The following is a 13,500-nucleotide window of genomic DNA, read 5'->3' as shown; positions in this document are numbered from 1 at the left end:
AAGACGTGCGGATGTAGGAGAACGCTGACGCTGGCAATGGCCAACGTCAGCGGCGGGGCGTTTTACTTCAATTTGGCGAAGGCGCGCTCAGCGGCGTCGAGGGTCAGTTTCAGCTCGGCTTCGCCATGGGCGATCGAGGTGAAACCGGCTTCGAAGGCGCTCGGTGCCAGGTACACGCCACCTTCCAGCATCAGGTGGAAGAAGCGGCCGAACAGCGCTGCATCGCTGGCCATCACGTCTTCAAAAGTAACAATGTCGTCGGCACCGCTGAAGTACAGACCGAACATGCCGCCCGCCTGGGTGGTCACGAACGGAATGCCAGCGGCATCGGCGCGCTGTTGCAGACCGTCGAGCAGGCGCGTGGTGTAGTCGGTCAGCTCGGCGTGGAAGCCCGGACGGCTGATCAGGCGCAGGGTGGTCAGGCCGGCGGCCATCGCCAGCGGGTTACCCGACAAGGTGCCCGCCTGATAGACCGGACCCAGCGGCGCGATGCGCTCCATGATCGAGCGCTTGCCGCCGAAGCAGCCGACCGGCATGCCGCCGCCGATGATCTTGCCGAAGGTGGTCAGGTCCGGGGTTACGCCGTAGTAAGCCTGGGCACCGCCGAGGGCAACACGGAAACCGGTCATCACTTCGTCGAAAATCAGCACTACGCCGTGCTTGTCGCACAGGCTGCGCAGGCCTTCGAGGAAACCCGGCGCCGGCGGCACGCAGTTCATGTTGCCGGCCACTGGCTCGACAATGATGCACGCGACGTCCTGGCCGACTTCGGCGAGCATTTTTTCAACGGCGTCGATGTCGTTGAACGGCAGGGTCAGGGTGTGTTTGGCGAACGCTGCCGGTACGCCGGCCGAGCTTGGTACGCCCTGGGTCAGTGCGCCGGAGCCGGCCTTGACCAGCAGGCTGTCGGAATGACCGTGGTAGCAGCCTTCGAACTTGATGATGCTGTCGCGGCCGGTGAAACCACGGGCCAGACGGATCGCGCTCATGGTCGCTTCGGTGCCGGAGCTGACCATGCGCACCATCTCCATCGACGGCACCAGCGAGCAGACCAGATCGGCCATCTCGGTTTCCATCGCGGTCGGCGCGCCGTAAGACAGGCCGTGTTGCAACTGGTTGCGCACGGCGTCCAGCACGTCCGGGTGGCTGTGGCCGAGGATCATCGGGCCCCAGGAGCCGACGTAATCCACATAACGCTTGTCGTCTTCGTCAGTGACGTAGGCGCCTTCGGCGTGCTTGAAGAACAGCGGCGTGCCGCCAACGCTCTTGAACGCGCGCACCGGCGAGTTCACGCCACCGGGAATGTGTTTCTGGGCGTTGGCAAACAGGGTTTCGGAACGAGACATGATCGGGCTCTCAGACTTTTAGTAATTCATTGAAGGCGCGGGCGCGGCGGGTCACTTCGGCGGTGCTGTCGGCGCCGAACAGGCCATGGACCACGGCCAGCAGATCGACACCGTGGGCCACCAGTGGCGCAGCGTTGTCGAGGGTGATGCCGCCGATCGCGCAGATCGGCAGGTGCAGGGTACGTTTGGCCTCGTCGAGCAGATCGAGGCTGCAACTCGGTGCACCGGGTTTGGTACTGGAATTGAAGAAGCGACCGAAGGCGACGTAACTCGCGCCTTCTTTGGCGGCCTGTTCGGCCAGTTCAAGCTGTGCGTGGCAGGTCGAGCCGATGATCGCCTTGGAGCCGAGCAGGGCGCGGGTCGGCGACAGCGGGCCGTCGGTCTGGCCCAAGTGCACGCCGACGTTCAGGCGCGCGGCCAGTTCGGCGTCATCGTTGATGATCAGTTGCGTCTTGTAGCGTTCGCACAGGTCGCGCAGGGCCTCGGCCTCACGCAGGCGGCGGGCTTCGTCGCTGCTTTTGTCGCGGTATTGCAGCAGGGTGACGCCGCCTTCCAGCGCCGCCTCCACGTAGGACAGAAACTTGCCGGCCAGCAACTGGCTGTCGGTGATGGCATACAGGCCACGTAGTTTCATCGCGCAGACCTCAGGCTCGAAACATCAGGAACAGAAATCCAGCGGCAGGCGACGCGGCACGAACTGGCCTTTGCCCAGCTGTTCGGCATCGCGCAGGGTGCGCCAGGTGTAATCCAGCGCAGTACGCACCGCGCTCGCAAGGTTTTCGCCCAGTGCCAGGCGGCCGGCGAGGGTGCTGGCCAGGGTGCAGCCGGAACCGTGATAGCTGCCCGGCAGGCGCTGGCACTTGAACGTTTCGCGCAGGCCGTCGCGGCTGTACAGGCGATTGTGGATTTCGGTTTCGTCGCCGTGACCGCCAGTGATCAGCAGGTTCTTGATGTACGGCAACAGTTTTTCAGCACACTCGTCCGCGGTGCCTTCTGGCAGTTCGGCGAGGATCCGGGCTTCGGGAAGATTGGGGGTGGCGATGATCGACAGCGGCAGCAGGCGTTCGCGCATGGCGTAGCCGACTTCGTCCTTGCCCAGGCGTCCGCCGCCGCCGGCGCGCAGCACCGGGTCGCAGACCACTGGCAAGTGCGGGTGCGCCTGGAGCAGTTCGACGACGGTGTCGACCATTTCCAGGGAACCGAGCATGCCCAGTTTCACTGCCGCGACTTCGGAATCGTTGAGTACGGCATTGGCCTGGGCCTGTACCCACTCACGGTCGAGGACGCGAAAGTCAGTGACGTTGACCGTATCTTGCACGGTCAGGGCGGTGACGGCCGGAGCCGCATGGCAACCCTGAGCGAGCAGGGCTTCGATATCTGCCTGCAGGCCGGCGCCACCACTGGGGTCGTGGCCGGAGAGACAGAGGACAACGGGGCGTGAGCTGTAGATATTCATGGTGCGCGAGCTTACCACCAAACCTGTTTTCCGGGTGTTGTGGCGCAGCGCGCGGCCGATAACCCGGGTAGCGAGATCCACAGCGCTTGTCACAATCTGACCGAGCCAACAGCTCTAGCCCGGTGTTTTGCTCTGGAACGCCCGTTCTAGAGCCTTCCTTGGAAAAATTTCCATGGTGCTCAATGGCCATCAACGGCTATGCTAGAGTGGATCCAAACCAATAACAGGTAATACCGGTTTTACGTCATCTCAAAGGGAATGGGGGGCTTCCTGACACAACCGGCCAAGCCACGCTGGGGCTTCAATGCGCTATTTGTTGATGTTGCTGTTCTGCTTGCCCCTCCTGGCAAGCGCCGTCGAGTTCGACGAGTTCACCCAGAGCCTCCCGCTGGGTCGATCCCTGCAAGTGTTCGAAGACCCGAGCGGTCTGGCGAGCATTGCTGACGTCCGCGCGCAAGCCGCCGCCGGAAACTTCAAACCCCATGACAAAGCCACGCTCAATGCCGGTTATTCGCGCTCGGTGTTCTGGCTGAAGATCGATCTGCATTACCGCCCGACCAACCCGTCGGCGCAACGCAGCTGGCTGCTGGAACTGGCGTATCCGCCGCTCGATCATCTCGATCTGTATCTGCCCGATGCGGCCGGTGACTACCGTCTGGTGCGGCAGACCGGGGACGCCCTGCCGTTCGCCAGTCGCGAGATCCGCCAGAACAATTACCTGTTCGACCTGGCGTTCAAGCCGGATCAGCAACGAACCGTTTACCTGCGGTTGTCCAGCGAGGGCTCGATCCAGGCGCCGGTAACGTTGTGGTCGAGCACCGCGTACCTTGAAGACCAGCCGGTGCGCCTGTACGTGCTGGGGGTCATTTATGGCGTGCTGCTGGGGATGCTGGTCTACAACCTGTTCATCTACCTCAGCGTGCGCGACACCAGTTACCTCTATTACATCTTCTATATCGCTTCGTTCGGCCTCTATCAGCTGTCGGTCAATGGCGCGGCGGTCGAGTATTTCTGGCCGGACAACCCATGGTGGGCCAACGCCGCCACGCCGTTCTTCATCGGTTGCGCGGGGCTGTTCGGCAGCCAGTTCGCCCGCAGTTTCCTGCAGACGAAGAACCACAGCCGTTGGCTCGATCGTCTGTTGATCGCCCTGATTGTTTTTGGCGCCGTGGTGATCGGTCTGTCGTTGATGACCAGTTATGGCCTGGCCCTGCGTCTGGCGACGACCCTGGCACTGACCTTCACCGTGGTGATCTTCGCCGCCGGGATCCTCGCTTGGTGGCGCGGCCTGCGGGTGGCGCGCTATTTCATCATTGCCTGGTCGGCGTTCCTGATCGGCGGCATCGTCAACACCATGATGGTGCTGGGCCTGCTGCCGAATGTGTTCCTGACCATGTACGCCAGCCAGATCGGCTCGGCCATCGAAGTGGCGCTGCTGTCGCTGGCCCTGGCCGACCGCATCAACGCGATGCGCGAACAACAGGCGCAGACCCTGTTCGACGCCGGCCAGAAACTTGAAGTGCTGAACCAGCAACTGGCCCACAGCAACAAGCTCAAGGACGAATTCCTCGCGACCCTGACCCACGAACTGCGCACGCCCATGAACGGGGTGATCGGTTCGCTCGAGTTGATGCAGACCGTCGAACTCGATCCGGAACTGGAGCAATACCAGCAGACTGCCGCCGGTTCGGCGCGGGACATGATGCGCATGGTCAACGGCATCCTGACCCTGACCGAATTGCAGGCCGGCAAGCTCAAGGCGACGCCGGGCAGTTTCAGCCTGCGCGGGGTGGTCGAGGCGTTGCGGATTCAGTTCGATGGCAACGCTTCGAGCAAGTCGCTGGACTTCAAGGTCGACGTGCTGCCGACCCTGCCGGATCGCCTGCATGGCGACAGCGCCAAACTCGCACAATGCCTGGAATGCCTGCTGGACAACGCGATCAAGTTCACCCGCGTCGGCGGTCTGGCATTGCGGGTGACGGGCAAACCGTCGACGGACAATCGGCTGGCGCTGTCCTTTGCGGTGATCGACACCGGGATCGGCTTCACCGATCTGGGCGAGGCGACGATGTATCAGCGCTTCTTCCAGCTCGACGGTTCGATGACCCGCGAATACGGCGGGCTGGGTGTCGGTCTGGCGATCTGCCGTCAATTGGTGGAGTTGCTCGGTGGCAAGCTCACGCACCGCTCCGAACCGGGGAGTGGCAGCCGCTTTCAACTGGATGTCGAGTTTGAGTTGCCGGAAGTGGAAGCCGTGCCCGCGTTCAGCCGCGACACCGTGCGTGCGCCGCAGGATTGCACCGTGCTGCTGGTGGACGACAACAGCGTCAACCAACTGGTGATGCGCGGCATGTTGCTCAAGCTCGGTTTCCGCGTGCGCACCGCCGACCACGGCGCGGCGGCGCTCGACTGTTTGCAGCGCGAGCGCTTCGATGCCGTGCTGATCGACTGCCAGTTGCCACCGCTCGACGGGGCATCGCTGTGTTGCCAGATTCGTGACCTGCCGGGATGCGCCCATCTGCCGGTGTTCATGATCGCGCTGGGGGCGGATCGCGAGCATTGCGCGTCGGGTGGCTCGATCGATTATCTGAGCAAACCGGTGAAATTCGAGGATCTGCAGGTTGCGATGCAGCGGCGGGTGTTGAGTTGCTGATAGGGTGAAAGCGCCGGTATTTAGGCCGATATGACACTTTGATCGGTTCGGGGGCGGTGCTTAACTGAAGCTCTGGCCGATCAAGGAGCCCCGTCATGAACCTGCATCAGTTCGCCGAAACTCACGAAGTCACCAACCAGCCACCGTCGCTGGACGGCACCAACCTGTACCGCATCGACCTGCCGTTGCAGGAGTGGTCGCGGCGGTTCGGCGCCGGCTGGGCCGAGTCGCGGATCGACGCCTACGGCGCGCTGGCCGGCGGGCCGCTGATGGAGGCCGGGTTCCTCGCCAACCAGAACAAACCGGTGTTCGCCAGTCATGACCGCTATGGACATCGCATCGACCTGGTGGAGTTTCATCCGGCGTATCACGAGCTGATGCGCACCGCCATTGAACATGGCTTGACGTCGTTGCCCTGGGCTCATCCACAGGACGGCGCCCATGTCGCCCGCGCTTCCATGTCCTATCTGCACAGTCAGGCCGAAGCCGGCAGCGGTTGCCCGCTGACCATGACTTTCGCCAGTGTGCCCGCGCTGCGTTTGCAGCCGAATCTGGCTGAGCAATGGCTGCCGAAAATCCTCGCCACCGAATACGACCCGCGCAATGTCGGCATGGCCCACAAGGCGGGCGTCACCATTGGCATGGCGATGACCGAGAAACAGGGCGGCACCGACGTGCGTGCCAACACCACCAAGGCTTATCCGGTCGGTGCCAGCGGCCCGGGTCAGGCCTATGAACTGGTGGGGCACAAGTGGTTCTGTTCGGCGCCGATGTGCGATGCGTTCCTGACGCTGGCGCAAACCGACAAGGGTTTGAGCTGCTTCCTGCTGCCGCGCCATCGCCCGGACGACACGCGCAATCAGTTCTACATCCAGCGCCTGAAAAACAAGCTCGGCAACCAGTCCAACGCTTCCAGCGAAGTGGAATTCCGAGGCGCGCTGGCATGGATGGTCGGCGAAGAAGGGCGCGGCGTGCCGACCATCATCGAGATGGTGGCGATGACCCGTTTCGATTGCATGGTCGGCTCCAGCTCGCTGATGCGTCAGGCGCTGACTCAGGCCAGCCATCACTGCGCCCATCGCAAGGTCGGCGGCAAACTGCTCAGTGAACAGCCACTGATGCAGAACGTGCTGGCCGATCTGGCGCTGGAAAGCGAAGCCGCGCTGGCGCTGAGCCTGCGCATGGGCAAGGCGCTGGATCATCTGGACGATCGCCATGAAGCGCAGTTCGCCCGACTGGTGACGGCGGTGGGTAAATACTGGATCTGCAAACGTGCGCCGGGGATGATCAACGAAGCCGCCGAGTGCATGGGCGGTGCTGGCTATGTCGAGGAGAGCATCCTGCCGCGGCTTTACCGGGAAGCGCCGGTGAACTCGACGTGGGAAGGCTCCGGCAACGTGCAATGCCTCGACGTGCTGCGGGCGTTGTCGAAAGAGCCGGGCGTACTCGATGTGTTGTTCAGCGAGTTGGGCGACGGTCATGGCGACAAGCGACTGGCTGCGCACATTCAGCAATTGCAGGCACAGTTCAAGGACACCAGCGACATTCAGTACCGCGCTCGGCAACTGACTGAAGACATTGCTCTGGGACTGCAAGCGAAGTTGCTGCTGGAGGCCGGGAATTCGGCGGTCAGCGATGCGTTCATCGCCAGTCGTCTGAACGGAGGCGGGCGGGCCTACGGCGCGTTGCCGCGCGGACTGGATGTCGAAGCCATCGTCGCCCGCTCTACGCCGCAAGGTTTCTGACCCAAGTCGCCCAAACACAACAAAACCCTGTGGGAGCTGGCTTGCCAGCGATGACGGCCTGTCAGTCAACATCGATGTTGAATGTGATGGCCTCATCGCGGGCAAGCTCGCTCCCACAGGGATCTTCATTGTTTGAATGATTAGGGTGAACCCACAACGCCACTGTTTCCGTGACGCCACGATGCAGGCAAGATGAAGCTCTGCAAGTCAGAACACAGGAAGCTGATCGTGACCGAAGCGTTTATTGTCGTTCAAACCGCCGAACAGGCCGTGGATCGTCTCGCCGAGCTGCATGAGCGGGCCACCACGGCGCTGAACTCGGCGCTCAAGCGTTATCTCAAGGATCGCGTCGAGCCCGACGCCGAGCAACGTGCCCTGTTCCGTTATCCCGAACTGCGTCTGACCTACCACTGCCAGGGCGAAGTCCCGCAGACCACCCGCGCCTACGCCAAGGTGCAGTTGCCGGGCACCTACAGCGTGACCGTCACCCACCCGGCGGCGTTTCGCAAATACCTGCTGGAACAGCTCACGCCGCTGATGCACGACTTCACCGTGACCGTCGAAGTCGGGGTCAGCGAGCAGAACATTCCATATCCGTACGTGGTCGAGCAGGGCGATGAACTGGCCGGCTCTGGCGTCACTGCCGCCGTGCTGGCACGGGTGTTCCCGAGTACCGACCTGTCCGCCGCCACCGATGGCATCGCCGACGGTCTCTACGACTGGGAAAACACCGATCCGCTGCCGCTGGCGCTGTTTGACGCCGCGCGCGTCGACTTCTCGCTGCGTCGTCTGGTGCACTACACCGGCAGCGACTGGCGCCATGTGCAGCCGTGGATTCTGCTGACCAACTACCACCGTTATGTCGACCAGTTCATCGTCCATGGCCTGGAACAACTGCGCCGCGACCCGCGTTTCGTACGCATGGTCTTGCCGGGCAACGTGATCATCGAAAAGGGCATGGATCACGGCGAAGCCTCGGCGATTACGGCCGGTGTGGTCTGGCACCGCTACCAGATGCCGGCCTATCACCTGATCGCCAGCGATGGCCACGGCGTGACCTTGGTCAATATCGGCGTCGGCCCGTCCAACGCCAAGAACATCACCGACCACCTGGCTGTGCTGCGTCCGCATTGCTGGCTGATGATCGGTCACTGCGGCGGCCTGCGTCAGTCGCAGACCATCGGCGACTACGTGCTGGCCCACGCTTACATGCGTCGCGACGGTATTCTCGACCGGGTGGTGCCGCCGAACATTCCGATTCCGGCGCTGGCCGAAGTGCAACTGGCGCTGCAACAAGCGGCAGCCAATATCACCGGCGAAAAAGGCGAAGAGCTGAAAAAACGTCTGCGTACCGGCACCGTGCTGACCTACGACGACCGCAACTGGGAATTGCGCTGGGCTCAGGAACGACCGCTGATCAACCTGTCCCGCGCCGTGGCCGTGGACATGGAAAGCGGCACCATCGCCGCCCAGGGTTATCGCCTGCGGGTGCCGTACGGCACGTTGCTGTGTGTATCGGACAAGCCGCTGCACAGCGAAATCAAGCTGCCGGGTTCGGCCAACGCGTTCTACGAGCGTGCGGTCAGCCAGCACTTGAAGATCGGCATTGAAGCGGTGGATCTGCTGCGCACCGAACTCAATTCGCTGCACTCGCGCAAACTGCGCAGCTTCGACGAGCCGCCGTTCCGCTAACGGTTTGTCGTGGTCATTTGGCGGTCGGGGCACTAGCATTGTCAGCCCTGATCGCTAAATGTCTGCTCTCTTATGTCCCGTCCTCAACGTCCACCTTCCCGCCGCCCCGGCGCGAAGCCAGCTTCTTCAGCCCCGCGCCGTGTTGCCAAGGCACCGCCCGCTGAGCCGAAGCTGATCCTGTTCAACAAACCGTTCGATGTGCTGACGCAATTCAGCGACGGCGAAGGGCGGGCGACGCTCAAGGATTACATCGATATTCCGGGCATCTACCCGGCCGGACGGCTGGATCGTGACAGCGAAGGTTTGCTGCTGCTGACCAACGACGGCCAGTTGCAGGCGCGGATCGCCGACCCCAAGCACAAGCTGGCGAAAACCTATTGGGTGCAGGTCGAAGGCGTGCCGACGGCCGAGCAGTTGCAGCGTCTGCGCGACGGCGTCGAATTGAATGACGGCATGACCTTGCCCGCGCAAGCGCGGCAACTGGATGAGCCCGAGCTGTGGCCGCGCAATCCACCGGTACGCTTTCGCGCAACGATTCCGACAACCTGGCTGGAACTGGTGATTCGCGAAGGACGCAACCGCCAGGTGCGGCGGATGACGGCGGCGGTCGGGCTGCCGACGTTGCGGCTGGTACGGGTCAGGATTGGTGACTGGACGATCGAAGGGCTCGATCAGGGACAGTGGAAAGAAGTGCCGGCGCGCTTATAAGGCGCCGGACTCGATCAGGCCGATCACCACGCTCTTGATGATGAATGCGGCCACGCCCAGGCCCAGCACGAAAAACAGAATGAACGAGCCAAAGCGCCCGGCCTTGGACTTCTTCGCCAGATCCCAGACGATGAAACCCATGAAAATGATCAGGATGCTGACCAGACCGGTCATCATCCACTCTTCAAATACTGCTGGATCCATCGGGTTCTCCGGCACGCACGGGGCTAAAAGGGCGCGGCGAGTATACGCCAAGGGGGGCGGGGTGGCATTGATCTGGGTCTGATCCGACGACTGGCCCTCACCCTAACCGTCTCCCGGGGGGAGAGGGGACTGACCGAGGTGTCTGGCGTCATACATCGACCTGAAATTTCCAGTCGATTATGGATTCACAGCAGGGCGTTCAGGTCGGCGTACTTCTCGAGCAACCCACCGTCGGCCCCCTCTCCCTCCGGGAGAGGGCTGGGGTGAGGGGGCTTTTAAATCAGCTACGCAAATGTGTGAGCGGCAGTTCGGTACTGTTGAGCACCTGATTCAACACAAAACTCGAGCGCACGCTGGTCACCCCTTCAATCCGCGTCAGATGCCCCAGCAGCAGCTTCTGATAGTGATCCATGTCCGGCACCACCACTTTCAGCTGATAGTCGGCATCGACCCCAGTCACCAGACTGCATTCCAGCACTTGCGGCAAGGTACGGATCGCCGCTTCGAAGTTCTCGAAACGCTCCGGCGTGTGCCGGTCCATGCCGATCAGCACGTAGGCGGTCAGGCTCAGGCCGAGCATCTTGCGATCGAGCAGGGCGACCTGACGGGAGATGTAGCCGTCGTCCTCCAGTTGCTTGACCCGGCGCGAGCACGGGGAGGGCGACAGACCGATGCGCTCGGCCAGTTCCTGGTTGGAGATGCGGGCGTCGCGCTGCAATTCCGCCAAAATGCTGAGGTCGTAACGGTCGAGTTTGCTCATCAAACGATCCTTTGTCTTAACTATTGCGGCGGATTATCTATCCAGGGTTAAAAATTGCGCAAGTGATGTTTATTTGAGCAATCTTCGCAATCATCTGTCGCAGCCTCCGGCCTATTCTTATCACCAGAATCACTGCTCGGTAACACAGTCCACGCGGCCCGCCCAATCCGGCCTGCCGCGGCCGCCACCCCCACCGGGGTTGTGCCGGCCCCCGAGCTGCACACTGTCCAGAAGACGGCGTGAGGTGAGCCGACGTCAAAAGCGTCGAGCCAGGACGAAGTTCTCTAGAAGGGAGGCCGACGGGTCTCCCTTTTTTCTTGCCCGCGATTTGGCCCATCGCGCTCAATAAATAAATGACGTGACTGATAACCTGTAGCAGAACCCGGTGTGCCCATCCCCGGTCTTAGCTACACGCCCTCTTAATTTCAGGCTCTAGTCCGCAGTGAGGAATTTCATGAAGTCGCGCATCTGGCGTCTGGCCAGTGTTGGTTTGCTGTGTGTGAGTGTCGGTGCGCAAGCGCTGGCGGATGAGCCGCAGAATCGCGGCCCGGACGGCGGTGGACGCGGGCCTGAGCATCAGGGCAACAATCAGGGCCATGGCGGCGGCAATCAGCAGCACGGCCAAGACAATCCGCAGCGGCAGAACAACGACATCATCCGTGGCGACAACAGCCGCCAGTTCGAGCACAACGGCCAGCAGAATCACGGCCAACCGAACAACGGCCAGTGGCAGAACCAGAACCAGCCACGTCCGGCCTACAACCCCAACCCGGTGCGCCAGCCGCCACCGCCGCCGCAACTGCCGGCCAATGACCTGCCGATCCAGCCGCGCCCCGACACCGTGCGCCAGACCCAGGAACCCCGTCAGGGTTACTACCGCGACGAGCGCCCGCAGAACGGCTATCACCAGAACTGGCAGACCGGCAACCGCCCCAACGACAATCGCTGGCCGGGTCGCCCGGACGGGCATGGCAACGGCTGGGGCCCGGGCCCGCAATACCGGCCGGGCCATGTGATCGACCGTTTCCCGGATCGCGATTACCGTGTGCCGTATCGCGGCCAGGACTATTTCTACTCCGGCGGCTACTGGTATCGCCCGCAAGGCCCGCGCTACATCGTGGTTCAGCCGCCGCGCGGGATTCGCATCCAGTACCTGCCGGATTACGCTCGGGAAGTGTGGATCGGCGGTTCGCTGCTGTTCCTCGCTGCTGGCTCGTACTACGCGTATCAGGAAGCGACCCAGGATTACGTGGTGGTCGAGCCGCCGGTGCAGCAGCCACCGCAGCCGACCGGCAATGGCTATGACGTGGAAGCCTATCCGGCCAACGGTCAGTCACCGGAGCAGGTTCAACGCGACGGGTACGAGTGTTATCAGTACGCGGTGCAGCAGAGCGGCTTCAATCCGCGCACCGCGACTTATCAACCGGCACCCGAAGTGGTGCAGGCCTACCGTCAGGCCCAGGGCAATTGCCTGAGCAGTCGCGGTTATCAGGTCAACTACTGAGCCCGAGCGGCTTTGACCACTTCCTGCGGGTCGGCGTGCACCAGCACTTCGGCCCGTGGGTAGGCTTTGTGAATGGCATCCGCCGCCTGATCGCTGATGCCATGGGCGACTGACAGCGTCAGCTCCCCCGGCAATTCCAGGTGCAACTGCACGAACCAGTGATTGCCGGAAATCCGTGTGCGCAGATCGTGTGCGCCCAATACTCCCGGCACGCCGCACGCCAGTTCGAGCATGTGCTGACTGACATCCGTCGGCAGCTCTTCATCCATCAGCACCGAAAAACTTTCCCGGGCGATCTGAATCGCGCTCCACAAAATGTACGCCGCAATTCCCAGACCGAACCACGCATCCAGCTGATCGAACCCCAATCCGGCCAACACCAGCGCAATCAGAATGCTGCCGTTGAGCAACAGGTCCGAACGGTAATGCAGCGAGTCCGCCCGCACCGCGTTGGACCCGGTCTGCTTGATGACCCGATGCTGCAGCATCAACAGCGCGACAGTCAGCAGCAGGGAAAACACGATCACACCAATGCTCAGCCACGGCGCGCCGAGTGGCTCGGGATTTTTCAGGCGCTCATAAGCCTGAAACGCGATCAGCACCGCACTGCCGCCAATGAACAGCGCCTGCGCCATGCCCGCCAGGGATTCGGCTTTGCCGTGACCATAACGGTGATCGTCATCCGCCGGGCGCAGCGCGTAATGCACCGCCAGCAGATTGAGCAACGAAGTGACGCCATCGAGGGCCGAGTCGGTGAGGCCGGCGAGCATGCTCACCGAACCGCTCAGCCACCAGGCGATGGCTTTGGCGATGATCAGCGTACAGGCCACCGCCACCGAGGCGCGGGTCGCCAGCCGCAGCAGGCGGGCGTGTTCGGTGCTTGTGGTCATGGGTGCGTCTATTCCTTAAGCGGCAGGTTGCAGGCCGAACATCGCCAGTTGCTGGGTGCTGCCCTTGTGCTGGATCAGGCGCGGGTCGTCCAGCGGCAGATTGCGGCCCAGCTCCGTTTCGAGAATAGCCTGCAACTTCAAGTTATCGACCTGACCGTCCGGGCCGATGGCTTGCTTGAGCTTGGCCGGATCGACCTGCGCCGTGTGGCCCGGTTCGAAGTAGATCGCGCCGGTGGCGAAGTCCACGGCAAACGCGATCACGCCGGGAAGGATATAGAACAACAGGCCCACGGCATCGAGCACGGCAATCGCCGGGTCGATCTTGCCGTCGATCTGGCCGCGCCGGTCTGGGTAGAAAATCGAACCGCACGCGGTGATCTGAGTGAGCAGGGTGGCAACCAGTACACCGCCGATCAGGCGAAAAGGTAAGCGCATGGGAATCTCCTGAGTCATCTATTAACGAAGCGTCATCGTGTGAAGTTAAGACCCTGACGAACGCCTGGCAGTTCGCCGTTATACTCGCCGCTCTGTTTGGGAGCCAG

12 protein-coding genes are annotated in these 13,500 nt (G+C 62.4%); 5 read left to right on the top strand and 7 right to left on the bottom strand.

The features are described 5' to 3' along the window. Window positions 1-62: 62 nt before the first annotated feature. Genes hemL through C1X29_RS00665 form a run of 3 tightly spaced genes read right to left on the bottom strand, consistent with a single transcriptional unit; the run spans window position 63 to window position 2,802 of the window. Window positions 63-1,346 (bottom strand): glutamate-1-semialdehyde 2,1-aminomutase, encoded by a 1,284-nt coding sequence (gene hemL / locus C1X29_RS00675; protein WP_064599654.1) that lies wholly within the window; start codon window positions 1,344-1,346, stop codon window positions 63-65. Window positions 1,347-1,356: 10 nt separating this feature from the next. Beyond that, window positions 1,357-1,980 carry a thiamine phosphate synthase gene (gene thiE / locus C1X29_RS00670; protein WP_007958698.1) on the bottom strand — a complete coding sequence of 208 codons (624 nt, stop codon included), beginning with the start codon at window positions 1,978-1,980 and terminating at the stop codon, window positions 1,357-1,359. A 24-nt stretch (window positions 1,981-2,004) separates the two neighbouring features. Then, window positions 2,005-2,802 carry a hydroxymethylpyrimidine/phosphomethylpyrimidine kinase gene (locus C1X29_RS00665; protein WP_102716688.1) on the bottom strand — a complete coding sequence of 266 codons (798 nt, stop codon included), beginning with the start codon at window positions 2,800-2,802 and terminating at the stop codon, window positions 2,005-2,007. A gap of 304 nt (window positions 2,803-3,106) precedes the next feature. On the opposite strand from C1X29_RS00665, the gene C1X29_RS00660 reads away from it, so the two are divergent. The 4 genes from C1X29_RS00660 (at window position 3,107) to C1X29_RS00645 (ending at window position 9,600) form a co-directional block, all read left to right on the top strand. Beyond that, window positions 3,107-5,455 carry a hybrid sensor histidine kinase/response regulator gene (locus C1X29_RS00660; protein ID WP_102716648.1) on the top strand — a complete coding sequence of 783 codons (2,349 nt, stop codon included), beginning with the start codon at window positions 3,107-3,109 and terminating at the stop codon, window positions 5,453-5,455. 95 nt (window positions 5,456-5,550) lie between these two features. Continuing rightward, window positions 5,551-7,200, top strand: coding sequence for an acyl-CoA dehydrogenase family protein (locus C1X29_RS00655; protein ID WP_102716647.1), 1,650 nt, complete (start codon window positions 5,551-5,553; stop codon window positions 7,198-7,200). A 192-nt stretch (window positions 7,201-7,392) separates the two neighbouring features. Further along, window positions 7,393-8,892, top strand: a complete 1,500-nt coding sequence (gene amn, locus C1X29_RS00650; RefSeq protein WP_173940171.1) for an AMP nucleosidase — start codon at window positions 7,393-7,395, stop codon at window positions 8,890-8,892. A 72-nt stretch (window positions 8,893-8,964) separates the two neighbouring features. Continuing rightward, window positions 8,965-9,600: a pseudouridine synthase gene (locus tag C1X29_RS00645; RefSeq protein ID WP_085612563.1), complete on the top strand. Its 636-nt coding sequence runs from the start codon at window positions 8,965-8,967 to the stop codon at window positions 9,598-9,600. Here C1X29_RS00645 and C1X29_RS00640 read toward each other — a convergent pair. Continuing rightward, window positions 9,595-9,804, bottom strand: a complete 210-nt coding sequence (locus C1X29_RS00640; RefSeq protein ID WP_003228500.1) for a DUF2788 domain-containing protein — start codon at window positions 9,802-9,804, stop codon at window positions 9,595-9,597. The genes C1X29_RS00645 and C1X29_RS00640 overlap by 6 nt on opposite strands. 280 nt (window positions 9,805-10,084) lie before the next feature. After that, window positions 10,085-10,564 carry an Lrp/AsnC family transcriptional regulator gene (locus tag C1X29_RS00635; RefSeq protein WP_007909658.1) on the bottom strand — a complete coding sequence of 160 codons (480 nt, stop codon included), beginning with the start codon at window positions 10,562-10,564 and terminating at the stop codon, window positions 10,085-10,087. Window positions 10,565-11,018: 454 nt separating this feature from the next. Here C1X29_RS00635 and C1X29_RS00630 point away from each other — a divergent pair, with 454 nt between their 5' ends. Then, window positions 11,019-12,068, top strand: a complete 1,050-nt coding sequence (locus C1X29_RS00630; RefSeq protein ID WP_102686359.1) for a DUF6515 family protein — start codon at window positions 11,019-11,021, stop codon at window positions 12,066-12,068. Here the strand turns inward: C1X29_RS00630 and C1X29_RS00625 are convergent. Both C1X29_RS00625 and C1X29_RS00620 read right to left on the bottom strand, forming a co-directional pair. Further along, the gene (locus C1X29_RS00625) at window positions 12,062-12,958 is read right to left on the bottom strand and encodes a cation diffusion facilitator family transporter (protein ID WP_102686358.1); all 897 of its coding nucleotides are present in this window, start codon (window positions 12,956-12,958) and stop codon (window positions 12,062-12,064) included. The genes C1X29_RS00630 and C1X29_RS00625 overlap by 7 nt on opposite strands. Before the next feature lie 15 nt (window positions 12,959-12,973). After that, complete coding sequence (locus C1X29_RS00620; protein WP_039771823.1) at window positions 12,974-13,393, bottom strand: hypothetical protein; 420 nt, start codon at window positions 13,391-13,393, stop codon at window positions 12,974-12,976. Window positions 13,394-13,500: the final 107 nt, after the last annotated feature.

The organism is Pseudomonas sp. GW456-12-10-14-LB2 (genome assembly GCF_002884345.1).
GTDB lineage: Bacteria > Pseudomonadota > Gammaproteobacteria > Pseudomonadales > Pseudomonadaceae > Aquipseudomonas > Aquipseudomonas paraglycinae.
Note: the sequence above shows the minus strand (reverse complement) of the source record. Positions and strands in the feature narration are given on the sequence as shown.